This window comes from Dinoroseobacter shibae DFL 12 = DSM 16493 (genome assembly GCF_000018145.1).
GTDB classification, from domain to species: domain Bacteria; phylum Pseudomonadota; class Alphaproteobacteria; order Rhodobacterales; family Rhodobacteraceae; genus Dinoroseobacter; species Dinoroseobacter shibae.
Genome location: NC_009952.1, coordinates 1,984,309 through 1,999,862, shown reverse-complemented (window position 1 = coordinate 1,999,862; position 15,554 = coordinate 1,984,309). Strand labels below are relative to the sequence as shown.

The 15,554-nt window shown below is 61.2% G+C and carries 18 protein-coding genes and 1 pseudogene; 2 read left to right on the top strand and 17 right to left on the bottom strand.

Annotated elements, in window-relative coordinates:
- Positions 1 to 8: 8 nt before the first annotated feature.
- The 3 genes from DSHI_RS09775 to DSHI_RS22290 form a co-directional block, all read right to left on the bottom strand.
- Positions 9 to 740, bottom strand: coding sequence for a hypothetical protein (locus tag DSHI_RS09775; protein ID WP_012178586.1), 732 nt, complete (start codon positions 738 to 740; stop codon positions 9 to 11).
- The gene (locus DSHI_RS09770; RefSeq protein ID WP_012178585.1) at positions 725 to 1,507 is read right to left on the bottom strand and encodes a terminase large subunit domain-containing protein; all 783 of its coding nucleotides are present in this window, start codon (positions 1,505 to 1,507) and stop codon (positions 725 to 727) included. The genes DSHI_RS09775 and DSHI_RS09770 overlap by 16 nt, the downstream gene beginning before the upstream one ends.
- 240 nt (positions 1,508 to 1,747) lie before the next feature.
- Positions 1,748 to 1,933 carry a hypothetical protein gene (locus DSHI_RS22290; RefSeq protein WP_157865306.1) on the bottom strand — a complete coding sequence of 62 codons (186 nt, stop codon included), beginning with the start codon at positions 1,931 to 1,933 and terminating at the stop codon, positions 1,748 to 1,750.
- Positions 1,934 to 2,013: 80 nt separating this feature from the next.
- Here DSHI_RS22290 and DSHI_RS09760 point away from each other — a divergent pair.
- Positions 2,014 to 3,125, top strand: a protein-coding gene (locus DSHI_RS09760) for an IS3-like element ISDsh2 family transposase (protein ID WP_076611556.1) whose coding sequence is annotated in 2 segments (ribosomal slippage) — positions 2,014 to 2,269 and positions 2,269 to 3,125 — 1,113 coding nt in all. Because the reading frame shifts where the segments join, the coding sequence is not laid out codon by codon here.
- Here DSHI_RS09760 and DSHI_RS09755 read toward each other — a convergent pair.
- From DSHI_RS09755 to DSHI_RS22785, 5 genes are all read right to left on the bottom strand, one after another.
- Complete coding sequence (locus DSHI_RS09755; protein ID WP_012178584.1) at positions 3,120 to 3,527, bottom strand: hypothetical protein; 408 nt, start codon at positions 3,525 to 3,527, stop codon at positions 3,120 to 3,122. The genes DSHI_RS09760 and DSHI_RS09755 overlap by 6 nt on opposite strands.
- A gap of 2 nt (positions 3,528 to 3,529) precedes the next feature.
- A complete protein-coding gene (locus DSHI_RS09750) occupies positions 3,530 to 3,925 on the bottom strand; it encodes a hypothetical protein (RefSeq protein WP_012178583.1) in 396 nt (131 codons plus the stop codon).
- Positions 3,912 to 4,595, bottom strand: a complete 684-nt coding sequence (locus tag DSHI_RS09745; RefSeq protein WP_012178582.1) for a hypothetical protein — start codon at positions 4,593 to 4,595, stop codon at positions 3,912 to 3,914. The genes DSHI_RS09750 and DSHI_RS09745 overlap by 14 nt, the downstream gene beginning before the upstream one ends.
- A 202-nt stretch (positions 4,596 to 4,797) precedes the next feature.
- On the bottom strand, positions 4,798 to 5,025 hold the full coding sequence (locus DSHI_RS09740; RefSeq protein WP_157865304.1) for a hypothetical protein: 228 nt from the start codon (positions 5,023 to 5,025) through the stop codon (positions 4,798 to 4,800).
- Between the two features lie 113 nt (positions 5,026 to 5,138).
- Positions 5,139 to 5,429, bottom strand: coding sequence for a hypothetical protein (locus DSHI_RS22785; RefSeq protein WP_245532994.1), 291 nt, complete (start codon positions 5,427 to 5,429; stop codon positions 5,139 to 5,141).
- On the opposite strand from DSHI_RS22785, the gene DSHI_RS09735 reads away from it, so the two are divergent.
- Positions 5,416 to 5,904: a hypothetical protein gene (locus DSHI_RS09735; RefSeq protein WP_245532993.1), complete on the top strand. Its 489-nt coding sequence runs from the start codon at positions 5,416 to 5,418 to the stop codon at positions 5,902 to 5,904. The two genes, DSHI_RS22785 and DSHI_RS09735, sit on opposite strands and share 14 nt — an antisense overlap.
- Positions 5,905 to 6,578: 674 nt before the next feature.
- Here the strand turns inward: DSHI_RS09735 and DSHI_RS09730 are convergent.
- The 9 genes and pseudogenes from DSHI_RS09730 to DSHI_RS09690 form a co-directional block, all read right to left on the bottom strand.
- Positions 6,579 to 7,223: a hypothetical protein gene (locus tag DSHI_RS09730; RefSeq protein ID WP_044027737.1), complete on the bottom strand. Its 645-nt coding sequence runs from the start codon at positions 7,221 to 7,223 to the stop codon at positions 6,579 to 6,581.
- An 18-nt stretch (positions 7,224 to 7,241) separates the two neighbouring features.
- Positions 7,242 to 7,436, bottom strand: a pseudogene (locus DSHI_RS23100) (primase-helicase family protein); the annotation flags it as partial.
- 12 nt (positions 7,437 to 7,448) lie between these two features.
- Positions 7,449 to 8,906, bottom strand: a complete 1,458-nt coding sequence (locus DSHI_RS09720) for a TOTE conflict system archaeo-eukaryotic primase domain-containing protein (RefSeq protein ID WP_012178579.1) — start codon at positions 8,904 to 8,906, stop codon at positions 7,449 to 7,451.
- 115 nt (positions 8,907 to 9,021) lie between these two features.
- Positions 9,022 to 9,300, bottom strand: coding sequence for a helix-turn-helix transcriptional regulator (locus tag DSHI_RS09715; RefSeq protein WP_044027735.1), 279 nt, complete (start codon positions 9,298 to 9,300; stop codon positions 9,022 to 9,024).
- A gap of 190 nt (positions 9,301 to 9,490) precedes the next feature.
- Positions 9,491 to 10,648 (bottom strand): tyrosine-type recombinase/integrase, encoded by a 1,158-nt coding sequence (locus DSHI_RS09710; protein WP_044027734.1) that lies wholly within the window; start codon positions 10,646 to 10,648, stop codon positions 9,491 to 9,493.
- Between the two features lie 551 nt (positions 10,649 to 11,199).
- Entirely contained in the window at positions 11,200 to 12,510 is a 1,311-nt protein-coding gene (locus DSHI_RS09705) for an alginate O-acetyltransferase AlgX-related protein (protein WP_012178576.1), read from the bottom strand.
- Complete coding sequence (locus DSHI_RS09700) at positions 12,507 to 13,520, bottom strand: alginate O-acetyltransferase AlgX-related protein (RefSeq protein ID WP_012178575.1); 1,014 nt, start codon at positions 13,518 to 13,520, stop codon at positions 12,507 to 12,509. Before DSHI_RS09700 ends, DSHI_RS09705 begins: the two co-directional genes overlap by 4 nt.
- An 11-nt stretch (positions 13,521 to 13,531) precedes the next feature.
- Positions 13,532 to 14,908 carry an MBOAT family O-acyltransferase gene (locus tag DSHI_RS09695; protein ID WP_012178574.1) on the bottom strand — a complete coding sequence of 459 codons (1,377 nt, stop codon included), beginning with the start codon at positions 14,906 to 14,908 and terminating at the stop codon, positions 13,532 to 13,534.
- Between the two features lies 1 nt (position 14,909).
- The gene (locus DSHI_RS09690) at positions 14,910 to 15,500 is read right to left on the bottom strand and encodes an alginate O-acetyltransferase AlgF (protein WP_012178573.1); all 591 of its coding nucleotides are present in this window, start codon (positions 15,498 to 15,500) and stop codon (positions 14,910 to 14,912) included.
- Positions 15,501 to 15,554: the final 54 nt, after the last annotated feature.

The following is a 15,554-nucleotide window of genomic DNA, read 5'->3' as shown; positions in this document are numbered from 1 at the left end:
CTTGAGTGTCAATGCCAACCCTTCAGACTCGAGACAACGATGTGCTGCCTGTGCAGGTAGTGGGATGCGAAGGCCCCGACGATCAGGGCAATGCCGAGGTCGCCGTGCCCAGCCGATGATCGCGACTGCGTGATGACCTGATTGCCCGCAGCCGTCGTCGCTGTCGTGAACGATCCAAGGTCATCTTCGATCTCCTGCCGTAACGGCAGGTCTTGGGCAAACTTAATGTCGCCGGAGGCGAACAGCACGGCGGTGGTCTCGATCATGAGCGTCTTGCCCGCGTTGACATAGCGGCCTTTCCGCGACCAATCCTGCCCGCCCGTCATCTGGATCGCATGGTGGTTCACATTCTGCTCCCAGAGCATGTCCGAGACGACGCGCCCAATGGACGTACCGTCGATACACAGGGCCGTCTTACCGGCGAACGGCGGAGCGTTCTTGAGGCGGATCAGATGATCGACCACATCGACGTAGGACACGCCACGGAAGCGGTCGGCGTAGACGACCGTCCGTTCGCGCGGGCCTACGATGCACTTGCCGTTGTCGATGATCGGCAGAGCCTCGTCCTTGAGTACCACGACCGCCGAGTAATCGTTTGCCTGCCCGAGGTCTGCGGCCAGCCAGTATCGCGAAAAGCCAGTGACGCGCGGCACGGCAGGATCGTTGTTGGTCTCGTTCACTACGCGTCCATCCGGGTGATAGACGAGGTTCAATTCGGGTTTGGTTACAGCCTCGGACATATTGCCTTCTCCGTCTTGCTGGTGGCCTGTTCGATGATAGAGAGGTCAAAATACGCCTGACCGTCGGCCAGCATTTCGACCAAAATTTCCTGCCGAAACTTCGTCGCGGAGAGCGTGCGGCGCATCCGCTCCACCTTGTCCGCCAGCCTCGGAATGTCCGTCCCGCGCACAACGATGCGGTGGATACCGTCACCCGGCTTCGCATCAAGGAACAGCCGGGCGAAATAGTTGTTCTTGCCTGCGGGTGTGCTGCTGAAGAACACCTGCCCGTCTTCGGTAAGCATTGGCAGCACGGATGAAATCAGGTCTTCGCCGCCTCCGTCGCCTTGCAGGAAGGCACATTCGTCGATGATCAGGCAGGACACCGCAGGAAAGCCCCGGATCGTGTCCGAGGTCGATGGCAGCGCAATGACCCGCGCGCCGTTTGCGATCTCCAGTTCGGTTTGAGTTGGGCGGTTGATCACAAGCGATGTCCGCTGCAACTGCCGCCCAATCTCGCGGGCGATGATTTTCGCCTGCCGCTCGGCAGGTGCGACACACAAGGTCAGCGATTCCGGCACATGCAATTCCTCGACCGCTCGCGCGGCGAGAACCGATGTCTTACCCGACTGACGCCCAACCCGCAGCGCAACCTCAGTCGCCCGGGTGGTGAACGCCTCGACCTGCCAGGGATCGGGCGCGTGCCCCATCCAGTGCGTGAGGCGCGAGACGGGATCGAGCCGGCGCTCAAGGTCTTCCGCCCAAGGGATGAGAGCGTCAAAAGGCATTCTTCTTCCGATCATAGAAGGCGCGCATGTTGACGACATTGCACTGAGTGCAGCAGCGGTTTGCGTCGCGCGGCGATACGTGGCCGCGTTTGCACGGGCGTCCTGTGAAGTAGAGTCTACCGCCCTCTGCCAGCATGACCGCCTCGGTTTGAGGGAGGCACACCCATTCAGGCGATCCGGCGGCTGTGGCCGCAGCAAGGCGGCGTCCATATTCCTCCCATCCCTCGAACTCGCGACAGGTCATAGCGGGCCACCTTCCTCTTTTGCTACCGACAACACTTCATGACGCATTCGGCGAAGGAACGGTTCACGGGCAGCGGGCACCTCTTCACACACCTCCGAGATGATCCGTTTCAACGTGACCCATTCCGGCGATTCCGACAGCGTGACTTCGACGGACAAGCTGGTTGCCATCTTGCCGTGCATGGTGGCGATGTCCCGTGACCTGCTCCCCTGAAATGTCCTCAAATTTTGGTTAGCCTGTTCTCTAAGTGAGGAGACAGACGATGAAGAGAAGCCGTTTCAGTGAAGAACAGATCATTGGCATTCTTAAGGAGCACCAGGCTGGGTTGGGCGCGAAGGAGTTGTGTCGCAAGTACGGGATCAGTGACGCGACCTTCTACAAGTGGCGATCCAAGTATGGTGGCATGGAAGTGTCAGATGCGCGACGTTTGAAGACGCTGGAATCTGAGAACGCCAAACTGAAGAAGATGCTGGCTGAGCAGATGATGGATGTTGCGACGCTTAAGGAAATGCTTGGAAAAAACTTCTGAGGCCCGGTTCAAGGAGGAATGCCGTGGACTGGGCCATGAAGACAAAAGGCTACAATCAGCGCCGGGCGTGCGCGCTGGCGGGGATCGATCCGCGTGTGTATCGGCGTCGGTCGAAGCGCCTTGCCGACACGGAACTGCGGGTGAGGATGAAAGAACTGGCGTCCGAGCGGCGTCGGTTCGGTTATCGCCGCCTGCACATGCTGCTGAAGCGTGAGGGCTGGGAGGTAAACTGGAAGAAACTGTACCGGCTCTACCGCGACGAAGGGTTAACCGTTCGTAAACGGGGCGGACGCAAGCGCGCAGTGGGCACCAGGACGCCCATGGCGATCCCGCAGGGGCCAAACCAGAGGTGGTCCCTCGACTTCATGTCGGATGCGCTGGAAGACGGGCGTCGGTTCAGGGTGCTAAACGTGATTGATGACTTTAGCCGGGAATGTCTGGCCGCTGTGGTCGATACATCCATCAGCGGCGCACGTGTCGCCCGCGAGTTGGATCGGATCGCCGAGCTGCGTGGGTACCCCTGCCTTGTGGTCAGCGACAATGGAACCGAACTGACAAGCAACGCGATGCTGAAATGGCAGGAAGACCGTAAAGTCGACTGGCACTACATCGCGCCCGGAAAGCCCATGCAGAATGGCCTCGTCGAAAGCTTCAACGGGAGGATGCGAGAGGAATGCCTGAACGAACACCTGTTCCCGTCACTGCGCCATGCCTGCCGCATGATTGCGGCATGGCGCGACGACTACAACCACCACCGCCCGCACTCGAGTCTCGACGGGCTCACCCCGCGGGAGTATCACCAACGGTCAAGAGAGGACCAAACCCTGAACAGAGCTAACCTATAAACGCGGACTCAAAGGGGAGCAGGTCACCCGCAACACCTTGCGCAGACCTTCCATAGCCGCGAGCGCGAAAACGTCATCCTCGATTTCCTCCGCTTTTGTGATCAGCGTTTCGACCCGCCGCGCCAACTTTTCATAGGTCCGGGCAACGTCCATCCGTTCCTCGTTCACGATGGCGGTGTCCGCCTCGATCCCTTCGATGCGATTTTCAGCAATGATGCGGCGGCGCGTTTCTTCCGTGATCTTTGTGTCCCGATATCGGCGCACAGTGTCCGGGTGGGTGCCAATCCGGCGGGCGATGTCTGTCAATGACCGCCGCCCAAGCACGATATCCTTGATGATCGAAGTTTTCTCCGGGTGGTTGTCGATCACGCCATGCCGCCCGGACGCCTTGTTGCCCGCCATTTTCAGGTGTCTCCTGACTTGTCGGTTGGGGCGGCGATGGGCTGGGCGTTATCGTTGCGATACCATGCCGCGCGCTCGCGCAGGCGTTTCCATTCCTCAACGGAGACATCGACCAGATGATCATGCACGCGATTTGCGAATTGTTCCCCAACGCCCGACCGCAGGAGGTCGTCGCGCAACTGTCCAAACGGGACGCCGCCGAGGTGGAGTTTCATCATCGCCGTGAGCGTGGCTATTACGGCATCGGTCGGGTCGCCTGACGGATCGACGGTGATTACATCATGGCCGGTGGCGTATCTCTGGCCGTCGCGCAGAACATAAAGATCGTCTTCCGGGCCAAATCCGAACACGACATTCAGCGCGAATTGCAGGCAGGCTCTATCCTCAGGCGTTGCCATCATTCGCCTCCACTTGCTCGCGGATGTGGTCGGGAAGATCCGACGGATCGCTCCACGTCACGGGCACGAAACCGGCGGCGCGCAGGTTGCTATACTGCTGCCGGAAGTTGGACGATCCCATTACATCGCGCCGGACATAGACGCGCTTGTTGTCCGCATCCTTGATCACAGCGGAACGCGTCTGCGCGATCTCGGGCCGTCCTTGCTGGGCCGGGTCGAAGTGGTTGGGATTGTCCACGACCCGCAACGTCGTGCCGGCCAGAGCAGCAAGTTCGCGCATTTCGCGGTAGCGGTGCGTATCGCGCGCCTCCGCCCGCGTCAGTTCGACGACCGGATTGTTCGGGTCGATCCCAGAGGCGCGAAGGCGCGCAAGCCGCTGGCGTTCCGCCTGATCCTTCGCCGCCTTCTCCGCTGCCTGTTTGGGCGTCAGGTTGTCGGGTTCAGCGCGCTTTGGGTTGTTGATGGCGTCGAGCAGGCGGCGCGTTTCTGTCACTTCGTCGTTGGCGGGTGGAGATGCGAGTTTGCGTTGGAGGTCTTTCTTCTCGTCCAAGATGCGGGTGTTAAAGTCGTGCAAGCCGTCGAGACGTTTTGACTGCGCCTCGACTGTCTCGGTAAGCGTTATCACCTGCTTGATAAGGGCTTGGAGAGCGGCGTTGGTGTCGTCTGCCATTGGCTGTTCCTTTCATGTCTCAATCGAAGCGGGCGCGGCTGGATGCCACGCCCGCTTCTTGATTGGGACATGACAAGATCGCCGATCCGTCATGCACAATGTATCAACCGCTTATTGCTGCTCCGACCGGAGAATAAGGTGGAACACATTGATCTAAGGAGTTTTTTAGGTGGAGTTGGCGTCCCACCCGTCTGGTGTTTTGTCAGGCTCGAAGGTCATTGATGACGGGGATGATCCAGCGCCACTGCAGATCGAACGATCCCGTTTTGGTCGACACCTTGAGGCCGCTGCCCGCCGCCGTGATGGCGTAGGATGAACCAAAATGGTCATCCGCCTCGGGATCAGACAGAAACGCGTCCAAGTCGTCCGCCAGATCGTGGGCGTCGTCAATGGACAACTCGGATGAGCTGCTGAGGGTGGTGACGGTCAAGATTGCCCGTCCGTCCGCAGATTCGGCTTCTATCCGCATGTTCTGCTCCGCGTTTTGAGTGCGCGCGCCCCGGCCATCCAGTGAGCCTGATCAGGGCGCGCGCAGGTGTATGGTCAGGCTCGATTTTTCGTATCACCTGGCTTGGGAGCGTTGGCATTTACTTTAGGTGGAATGGTGGGAAAATGAGGTGTTGGTTTACTGCCCGATTGATTGAAGGAGATTGCGTTGCCACCCTTGCCCAACTCGCCCTTGAGGTCGCTTCTTGCCGAGGCGTATTCACCCTGCCGCTTCTTCGGACAGTGCAGAGAGGCGCAATGGAATCCTGCTAGCGGCCATATTCCGAGGGGGTTTGTTGGAGCGACTGGCACGCCGGAAGATGTGGAGTTGGTGATGGTGTTTTCCAAACCCGGCCACCCGCATGATGGCGAGCGGTATGACCCCGAAATTAGTGCAGACGGGCTAATGCAGGCATGTGTTTCGCACGCCTATTACAGCTTCAAAAACGGCACAGATTTGTTCCACCGCAACACGCGCTGGTTCATCGACCAACTCTATCCCGACCTGACCTTTGACGAACAGTTGCGGCGCGTCTGGCTGACCGAGGGGCGGTTGTGTTCCATAGACAACGAGATCGGGCGCACCACGGATCGCAGCTGCGCATCGAACTTCTTGGTGCGGCAAGTTGCGTTGCTGCCAAATGCAACCGTTGTCGCCTTTGGCGGAAAGGCGAAGCACTACCTGACCGGCATCGGCATCGACTATGTCAGCGCATATGCCCTCGCCCCTCCCGGCGCGAACCACAGACCAGCGCGCCCGAGTTGGGAAGCAGCGATTGCTGAAGTCGCTGCCCGCCGTCAGGCACGCAGAGCGGGCGGCTGACAGGCATCATTGCGATGGTGGTGCGGATGCGCGGATATGCCGGTCATACCGCTTCACGCTCGCGTAGAGGCGCACTGCTGCTTGGCAGTGTCGGTGCGCTTGGTTTGTGGCACGCCGCGCCACGAATAGGCGGTGTGCAGATGTGCGCAGTCATGTAGGATTTGCCAACCATCTGCGCGCGGATATGCCCATGCAGGAAGGCGGCGTTGCATAGCACGTTGCAAAACCGGGCTATCGATCCCACAACCGATTGTTATATTATAGTTTTTTCGGGCCGATCGCTTCATTAACGATCAATCGGCCTTCGCAGATCGACCCAGTTGCGACCGCGTCGCAACAAATCGGCGGAGAAAGCGGGAACGGATCACCTCGGGAGCGCGCGTCCCACGATGATGTGTCGCCCTGTGTCACCAGCGGATCGAACCGACACACCAGCAAACCATTGCAGAAATTGCATTTTTGTCAGTTGTGTCAGGTGTGTCAGTATATTCTGAAAAGCGGCAAAGCCGCGCATCAGCGTCGCATCCGCCCTCGGGCAACAATTAAGCAGAGACAAAACTGCACCGCGTCACAACCGACGCAACCGACACGTTCGCCCCTAACCGCTTCGCCCGAAAGCAAAAAAGGCCCGTCACCCCCTGACACGCCTTTCTCGACCGTGACACGCCCGCCTGTCAGAACGGAATATCTTCTTTGTCTGTGCCCACGCTCTCAGCGTCATGGACATCATCGGGCGGACACCATGCGTGCCACTCTTCCTTCCCATCGGCATAGTCGGCTTGGGTGACGTGCGCGACCGCCTCGCGGAATTCGGCCAGCGCGCCGAGCTGACGACCGCGCTGCCGCGACTCTGCCACCGCCTTGACTGTCACCATGCCATCATCGACCCGCTGGGCATATCCCGTCACATGCTGCGCGTTGCGGACGTTTGTTGCGAACGGGATCAGGCGGTCGACACGCGCCGCGATTTCCTCCGCGCCCATCCGCCGCCCACCGGGTTTTTTGTGAACCTCCCGCATGAGCGTTTTGACAGACACGACGCCCGCCGCCTTCACGTCGTCCGGGCAATATCCGTCCTCCGCGATTTCATGCAGCACGGCAATGACCGGATCGGACATCACCTTGTCCCGCGCCTTCGCCGCCGTCCCATAGGCGAACGTCAGCGCCTTCCTATCGACCGGGTAGTCGAGCAGATAGCGCAGTACGATGCCTGGGCCGTCGTCCGACCGCATAAAGGCATGATAAGGCTCCCAGAAGGCATAGGCCGCATCCTGCCCTTGCTTGGTCGTCATGTCGAACGGCTGGGCAACCTCGATCACGGTCCAGCGGCGGTCATCGCGCTCAACGTGGACGGCATGTTCGTTGTTGGTCGTGGCGATCAGGCGGTGGACATTTTTGGCGCGAAACGTCGCTTTGAACTTTTCCTCATACGACCAGCCCGGCGACGAAATGAACGATTTCAGCGTATCCGCGTCCTTCTTGCTGCCGTGGAAGATCGACTCTTCACAGGCAACGATGGTGCACCCGAACAGTGAACGGTTGAACTAGGAGAACAATCGGCTGCTTTCATGAACCACCGTGATTTGGCGGTCGTGAAAAATCGACCCAAGCACCTTTTCTTGAAGGAATGATTTGCCTGCGCCTTGTGGCCCGCGCAGTGCGATAGCGGTCGACACAGACGGCTCAGTGGGGCGTTGAACGGTATCCGCCAACCACATCGTCACCCAGTGCGCAAGATCGGCGTCACCGCCGCAGAGCACGTTCAGAACGTACTCCTTGAACACCGTGGCGTCGCCGTCGCGTGGTGCGCACTTGAACCCACGGAACACATTGTATCCCGGGCCGTCATATCCTTCGGGTTCGCACACAACGCCTTCATATTCCGCGCGGTCGGGATCCTCGATCCAGAGTTTGGCAATAGGCACCTGACCTTTGCCATACTGAACGCGCTGCGTCGCCGTTTTTGCCATCAGATCATCGCGGGAATAGGTGGTGAATTCCGGCGCGGATTTGCGCAGGTATTCGATCTTCCCATTAAGGTCGATCACAGCCCACTCGCGGTTGAACTTTTCGACCATGCGGTAGTGCAGCGGCGTAGGCGTGCCTTTTTCGCGCTTCTTGGCCGACTTGAGCAGGTTTGCGATCTCGGCTTCGGGCAGCGGACCATCTCCGAATAGATGATGGAAATTCGTATCGCCATTCAGGCGGCGAATCTCGGCATCCATTTCCGTGTCCGGCCAGCCGCGCGATTGCATGGACATTGCGATCCGCATCAGCAGGTCGTTACGCCCAGCCGGGTTGTCAGGCACCTTGTATCCCATATCCGAATGATCGAGCGTCGGCTGTTCACGGGCGATTTCCTCGACCGTGGACGCCGACACACGGCACCCGTTCTCGATCATGTCGAGGATAACCGACTTGTCCGCTTCGTCGATCACGCCCATGTGCTGGTCAGTCAGAACCCAAGCGAGTTCACGCTGGGAACCGTAGAGCGGAAGATTGATGGAGGTCGGCTCGTTGTCGGGCGTTACGACCGTCTGTGTCGACTTGGGGAAGATTTCCGTCTTTTGCTGGACCTTTTTGGGCAGGCGACGACGCAACGAAGCAAGGTAGTCGTGCATAAGTTTCGCCCGCACGGGTTGATCCGTGAAAACGTAGATGTGCAGCCCACGCGACTTCGAGCGGAAGGCGGCGCAGCGCGTGCGCATCCGCTTGACCAGCTCGAGCACTTCATCCTCCGGCATGTCATACCAGTCGACATCGAGCACGCCGAAGCGGCATGTGCTGTCCGCGCGAACGGGTGCGACACCGATAGACGTCTCGCCACTAATGTGCTTCCACGCAAGCGCTTCGGTTAGCGGACCATCTTCGGTCGTGACCTTGGCCTCGACTTTACCGTTCTCATTTTTGACACCACGAGAGCGGAGTTCGAGATGGCGGTTTTCATACCCGTTCCACAGATTGAGGAATGCACGGGCGGTTTTCGATTTGAGTTCGTCCATACCATTTCAGGTTGGACCTGCTTTCCCGGTTCAGAGCGCGCGGACGACCATGTATAAGCGACTTATGACCCGATAAGTCGCGCTCGTCCTTTCGCGCGCTGAGCCAGGGGGCAGGTCACGCACCTGCCCCCTTTTGTTCGTTCAGCGCAGCCGCACCGACTTCCATTTGCTTCGCCCATGTCAGCACGGCGTCGCGGTCATACCGAACGGTGCGCTGGCTGAAGTAGATGGCCGGCGGTGCGTTGCCTTCACGCTTCCACGCATACAGTTGCGCCTCCGAGATACGGAGCAAGTCGCACACTTCACGCGGCGTCATGATTTTGGGGTTGGTGATTTCGAACTCAAGCTGTTCGATGCGCTGTTCCAGCGCGCGGAGATTGTCTGGGGACTCCATCAACGGTTCACTCCTGTCTTGTCCCTATCGAGACAGCAGGACCCATCCGTTGATACTCGCTGGGTTCGGGTCGTCACCTTGGCCCGCTTCCCAACGCGGCGCTGCCGAGGCTATCTGGCATCCGCCTGAACGGCGCGCGCGTCTCACGACGGGCGTTGATGCACGAGTACAGTTAGTTGTGCTCCTTGCTTCAATCAAGATCGAAAGCAGGTCTTACCTTAATCCGCTCGAAATAGACCTTTTCTATTTCGTCAACAGCGCGGCGGTTGCCCATCCGCTTGAGGTATTTCATCGGCATGTCGCTACCCTCGCCCGCCTTTTTATCGCCGCGGAGAAAATGGGCGACGTAGTCGGGCAAGAATGCCTCGGCTGCGGCCTGCATGAAGTGTCGCCTACCGTCATGGGGCAAAAACACGCGAACCCGATTTCCGTCGATCTCTGCGAACGTGCCCTTGGGGTCGGTGATGTATCCCGTCGCGGACGACGCCGGGAACACCCATTCGCTGCCCGAATTGCGGATCGCTTTTAGCAGATCAACCACCGTGTCCATCACCGGCAGCGTGCGCGCCAGCTTGTTCTTCATTTTCGTCAGGTGGATCGTCTTGTTCTGCAAATCGACCTGATCCCATGACAGAGAGCAGACGTTTTCGGAGCGGATGCCGGTCAGGAACATGACGGCGACCGCTGTGCCGACAATCACGTTCTTCTCGCGCCGTGCCATGATGGCGGACCAGATCGTTGACCAATCGTCCGCGTCGAGGTCGTGCTGCCGCGCTACTGCCGTCCACTGCGCCTCGGTCTCGTCGCTCTTGGCAACCCGCGTCCGTTTCTGGTTAACCGGGTTCACGACAGGCGCGAAGTTGAACGCATTGCCGATCCCGATCCGCACCGCCCGTGCGGTCGCCTTCTTGCCTTCGGCCATGAGGCGGTTGAGGACGGCCTGAACATTGGCCGAGGTCACATCGGCCACGTTACTGTCCATGATCTCCTTCGCGTGCATTTCAAGCTGGCGGGTCATGCGCTGGCGATGGTCGTCAGACATACCGCCCTGCGCCTGCGATGTATCGCACCAGAATATCCAACCATCCCGAACGGTCTGGATGTCGCTCTTGGCAACCCCCGTCTTGGTGTCGCCTTGCTTGAACGCAGCAACAGCATCGAGCGCAGGGAATCCGCCGACCTTGATCGACTTCGTTTTCCCATCGACCTTTCGTTTGATGTACCATGTGCTCTTGGTCTTGCCGACGTTCAGGTAGAGGCCGGGAAAGCGGTCGCCGTCATGGCGGTACATACCCGGCGGCGTTTTCAGCAAGCGAGCGGGTTTCGTGAAGTCGATGGCGGCGGTCATGTGGCGGGCTCCATTTTTGCAACGTTTTGCAACGCATCACGTCACTATCATGCGCTACCATGCACTGTAAACCGATTGATTATCGTTGCAAAATAGGTGTAAACCATTGTTTTTTATGACAACTATAATCACCATGCACCAACCGAATAAATATCGTCGCTTGACTGTTAATCAATTGGTCGTAGGTTCGATCCCTACCGCCGGAGCCAAATCTCCTTGAGATTACAACACGATAGAGGTCGTCCGATAGGGCGGTTTTTGTCGTTTTCGGCACCCTCTACAACAACTCTACAACATTGGCGCCTCTACAACGAAAAAGGCCGCGCCTTGCACGGAAAGAGCCGTGCGCGGCTGCGACCATGCTTTCGGACATGATGGTACGCCTCAGAAGAGGGGGCTTGGGCAGGGGTGTCCGTGCGTCCGGGATGATTTGGCGTGTCCGGCTGTTCGGTCCGGGGGAGGCCGTTTTCGGATTTGGCCGAGGGGGCCGCGCAAGCTGTGGCGTGATGACCCCCGGCCGTGTGCAAGTGCGCCCGGGGGCCGTTTCGAGATCAGAACAGTTGGATGGTGATCATTTCGGTGCCCTTGAGGGGCGTTGCTGTGACCGTCTTGGGGGTTCGATCGCCGAAGGGGCCCAAGACGCCGAATAGGTGTGTGCCACGCAGGTCAACCGGCACCGCGGGGCGGCGGCGCAGGGTGACACGCTGGGCGGAGCCATCGACAAACTCCACATCGACCCGGATATTCTGGTGCTCCAGGCTTCCGGTTTCGATCCCGATCCCGGACAGGCCCGACTGTGCAACCTCGATCTCGAGTGGCGCGCCCGCATCGCGCACCGCATGGGTGTCGCCGGTCCCGCTGGATCGATATTTCAAAGCGCCAAGAAGTTGCCGCAGGAAGGAGACCGAGTTGAAATTCTCGGTATAGGGCAATTCCCAGATCACCATGGGATGGTCGCGCCGGTCGAGGGCACCGGACAGAATGTAGCCTTCCAGCGCGCCAATGGGCCCGCCACCGGAAACGGAGAAGTTCTCAACGTCCAGATCGAAGGCTTGGGACAGCGCATCTGCGAAGCGGTAGTGGTCGGTCTGATAGCGGTCGGAAAAGCTGCTGCCGAGAAGGGCCACCCGGGGCGCATCAGTGACATCGGCCAGCAGCCCTGCCGCTGAGGCGCGGGCGTAGTTGTAAAGCGGGGCGGTTTCGCGCCCCGGCTCGATGTCGCACACGTCGCGCAGGATCCGGGCGAGGGAGCCTTTTTCCTCGATCGTGGTTTCGAGCGGTGCCATCGCGGGCGCATCGGCCGGCATGTCCGGGAAAAGATCCGATCTTGCGGTCGCGGTGGCTTGTGCCACGGCGCGGGCGCTGGCCAGGGCGCCCGTGGTCGTCCAATGGGTGTCACGTTTGAAGTAGAACGCGGCGCGCAGGTCCGCATCGCTGAGGGCAAGCTCTTGCAGATTGGGCACGATGGCCCCGGTCGCGGCGAGCCCCGTGATGAGGTCGCCGAAGGAGGCTTGTGCCGCGTCGAGGTCATGGTGCGCCTCGCCCATCGCCGCGTCAAAGTGCGCCTGGCCTGCGATGATCGGGCGAGGGGGCGGGACCACGATGGCAAGTGCGACGTCGCGCTTGTCGAATTCCCGCACGATCTCGGCGACCAGCGCCTGGGCGGCGGGTTTCATCGCGTAGCGCTCCTTCAGCTGGTCCTGGGTGAAGACCCAGCCGCTTGCCGCATCGCTGTAGATCGGGGCGTTACGGGCGTATTTGGCAGGCAGGCGCTCTGCCTCCAGCAGATCGGCGCAATATGGCTCGGCCTGCGCGCCGGTTGCGAGCAACAGGGCGATGCTCAGGAAGGGAAGGGGTTTCATTGTGTAAGGCTCCGACTTGTCAGGTACCGTTCCGGGATTTCCCAGATCACGAGGGTTGGCAGAGAGGCGAGATCGCCGATATCGGCCAGAAAATCGTCCATGGGCACGAAGGGCCCTAGTCCAATGCGGCTGGCGTTCAGGACATCCGCTTGCAGGGCGTCCTTCAGGAACCCCTCGAAATGGAACGCGGGCTTGGCGGAGAAGCTCGTCCCGACCAGGGCGACAGGAAGGACCGCTTCGCCAAAGAGGTCCTCGGCGGCGTCCACCCGGGTTTCGAAGGTTTCGATGACCTCCGGCGCGGGGCCGATCCAGGGCCGCCAGGGGCCCGTATCGGCAAAAACCGTGAGATCGCCTTCGAAGGGCACCACGCCGGTCACGGTCGTGGTGACGGCGGCCCGTGGGAGTGCGCGGTCCTGCAAAGCGGCGGCAATTGCCAAGGCACTGGCCCGCGCGCCCCGGGGGCTCCAATGGGTGTCTGTGCGCATGTATCCGTCGCGGATCGACAGCGCCGGGCGCAGGTCGATAACCGGCAACCCGGCTGCCGCGACGCTGCCGAGGGCGCGATCGAGGCGCAGGGCAAACCCCTCGGACCGGCTGCGTGGCAGGCGGTCGGCCTGCATCCGGGCCTTGTCGGGTACGATCACCGGGATCAGGTCGATGCCGTGCCCGCGCAGGGTTTGGGCCACGCGGCGCAGTTCGGCGTCGAGGTCGCGCGACGGTGCGGGTTCGATGAACTCTTCGCGGGTGAAGAGCCATCCGTCCCGCCCCTTGATCGCGCCCTCGGCGGTCTCGTCGAACACCTCCCAGCGCAGGGCGGCCCAAAGCGCGGCCGCGTGGTCCCGTGTGGCGATCCCGTCGGTGAAGCGGTCCTCGAAGCCGCGCTGGTAAAGACCCGTGCGCCACCCGGTTTGCCAGTTGCCGAGATCGACCTGGGCGAAGGAGGTCAGGGACACGCCCGCCACGGCGGTGGCAAGGGCCAGGGTACTGATCTTGTCGGTGATGGACTCCATGTCGGTGGTCCTCAGAACTGGAAATACAGGAAAGGGCTGACCGTACGAGCCTGCACCGCGATAAGGCAGAGCATGGAAAGTGCGGCTGGTTGCAGGCGCGCAGCCCAGGCCACGGGGTGCAGGGCCGGGCGCGGGGCCATGGACAAGACCATTCCCAGGGCGAGGCAGATCACCTCGGTCGGCGCCGTCAGCAGGACAGTTTCCGCCCGAAGGGGCAATCCATGGGCGCCGAACATGCCCGCATACATGGTCATTGCCTCGCCGAGGCTCGCAGCACGGAACACGACCCAGCCGAGGACCACGCAGATCATCGTCACCGGCCAGGCGAGCAACCGGGGCCAGACGGTGTCGCGGTGTTTCGCGCCGAGCGCGCGCTCCAGCGCCATCAGCCCGCCATGCCAGAGCCCCCAGACCACGAAGGTCCAGTTGGCGCCATGCCAGATCCCGCCCAGCACCATGGTCAGCACCAGGTTGCGGTAGGTCCTGAGCCGTCCGCCCCGGTTTCCGCCGAGCGGCACATAGAGGTAATCGCGCAGCCAGCGCGACAGGCTGATATGCCAGCGGCGCCAGAACTCGGTGATCGAGCGCGAGGTGTACGGCGCATCGAAGTTCTCGGGGAAATGGAACCCGATCATCAGACCCAGCCCGATGGCCATGGCCGAGTAGCCTGCGAAATCGAACAGCAGCTGAATGCTGTAGGCAAGCGCGCCGAGCCACGCCTCGGCGACGGTGGGATCAGACAGGGCGAAGATGCGATCGGCAAGGGGCGCCACGCTGTCCGCGATCAGCAGCTTCATCGCCAGGCCCTCGATGAACCGGCGCGCGCCTCGGCAAAACAGGGCGACCGAGTGCTCCCGCGTTTCGAACTGGTGCGCAAGGTCCTTGTAGCGCAGCACCGGCCCCGCGATCAGTTGCGGAAACAACGATGAAAAGGCCAGGAAATCCGACAGCTTTCGCGCAGGCGGCGCGTCACCGCGCGCAACATCAAGGATGTAGCTGATGGATTGGAAGGTCAGGAAGGACAGCCCGATGGGCAGGATGATCTCGGGCACCGTCAGGGCGTCGCCGCCAAGGGCGGTGTTCAGGTTCCCCAGGATAAAGGTGGTGTATTTGAACCACCCCAGGATCGCGAGGTTCACCGCCACACCGGCGCGCACGGCCCATGTCTTGACCGTTGCATCGCGCGTCTGCGTGGCGAGCTTTGCGGCAGCATAGCTGCTGCCCGCCACGACGTAGAGCACGATGAGCGCGTCTGTCCGCCACCAGGCATAGAACAGCGTCGAGGCCAGCAGGATCAGCCAGTTTCGCCCCGCGCGCGGCACCAGGTAATAGGCGGCGAGAAACACGGGCAGAAACCCGAAAAGGAAAATGGGGGTCGAGAAAACCATCTCACGACCCGCCGAGTGTCGCGCCGAACCGGTTCTCGATCAGGTCGGCCCCGTCCGGGCGGGCCACGAAGGTCAGGTTCTGCCCGCGGCGCAAAGACACCTCGAAGGCACCAAGGCTGCGGCCGTCGGCGGTCTCCACTTCGAGCGTGACGGCCACCGGGTTGACCGCCCGGGAGGCTGCACTGTTGATGCTTGTGTCACCGACCACCGCGACCTCTTGGTCCGGCAGCACGAGGCGCACGGTGTCTTCCGACAGGTTTACCAGCGTCAGCAGGACCTTGGTTCTGTCCGCGCGCGCGGGTTCCTCGATGAGGACAACCTCGCCGTTGGCGCCCATGGCGGCGGTGTAGAACACGCCCGCGCGGGCCCCGTCGGTGCGGGCCGCGGACACCGGGTGGAAGGCATCGCCGTCCTGCCCGAGGTCGGACACGCCAAGCACCACGGGCGCCGCGGCAGGCTCGATCCAGCGCAGGAAGGCCGCGTCATCGGGTGGCGGGGCGTCGTAAAGCGTGTTGTCCCCGGCCCATGCGGACCCGGCGGCTGCGAGCAAGACTGTGAGCGCGGTGAAACTGGGAAATGTGCGAACTGGCATGATGGGCTCCTTTGCGCTCCGGATATCGGAGCCCGCGCGCCCTGCGGGGGCGCA

Coding starts and splice junctions, on each gene's coding strand:
- DSHI_RS09745 (WP_012178582.1), bottom strand. CDS start 4,595: ATGGCAGACGACACCAACGCCGCTCTCCAAGCCCTTATCAAGCAGGTG.
- DSHI_RS09690 (WP_012178573.1), bottom strand. CDS start 15,500: ATGCCAGTTCGCACATTTCCCAGTTTCACCGCGCTCACAGTCTTGCTC.
- DSHI_RS09695 (WP_012178574.1), bottom strand. CDS start 14,908: ATGGTTTTCTCGACCCCCATTTTCCTTTTCGGGTTTCTGCCCGTGTTT.
- DSHI_RS09750 (WP_012178583.1), bottom strand. CDS start 3,925: ATGGCAACGCCTGAGGATAGAGCCTGCCTGCAATTCGCGCTGAATGTC.
- DSHI_RS09710 (WP_044027734.1), bottom strand. CDS start 10,648: ATGACCGCCGCCATCGACTTCACGAAACCCGCTCGCTTGCTGAAAACG.
- DSHI_RS22290 (WP_157865306.1), bottom strand. CDS start 1,933: ATGCACGGCAAGATGGCAACCAGCTTGTCCGTCGAAGTCACGCTGTCG.
- DSHI_RS09775 (WP_012178586.1), bottom strand. CDS start 740: ATGTCCGAGGCTGTAACCAAACCCGAATTGAACCTCGTCTATCACCCG.
- DSHI_RS09755 (WP_012178584.1), bottom strand. CDS start 3,527: ATGGCGGGCAACAAGGCGTCCGGGCGGCATGGCGTGATCGACAACCAC.
- DSHI_RS09715 (WP_044027735.1), bottom strand. CDS start 9,300: ATGGAGTCCCCAGACAATCTCCGCGCGCTGGAACAGCGCATCGAACAG.
- DSHI_RS09705 (WP_012178576.1), bottom strand. CDS start 12,510: ATGAAACCCCTTCCCTTCCTGAGCATCGCCCTGTTGCTCGCAACCGGC.
- DSHI_RS09720 (WP_012178579.1), bottom strand. CDS start 8,906: ATGGACGAACTCAAATCGAAAACCGCCCGTGCATTCCTCAATCTGTGG.
- DSHI_RS09770 (WP_012178585.1), bottom strand. CDS start 1,507: ATGCCTTTTGACGCTCTCATCCCTTGGGCGGAAGACCTTGAGCGCCGG.
- DSHI_RS09700 (WP_012178575.1), bottom strand. CDS start 13,520: ATGGAGTCCATCACCGACAAGATCAGTACCCTGGCCCTTGCCACCGCC.
- DSHI_RS09735 (WP_245532993.1), top strand. CDS start 5,416: ATGGTGTTTTCCAAACCCGGCCACCCGCATGATGGCGAGCGGTATGAC.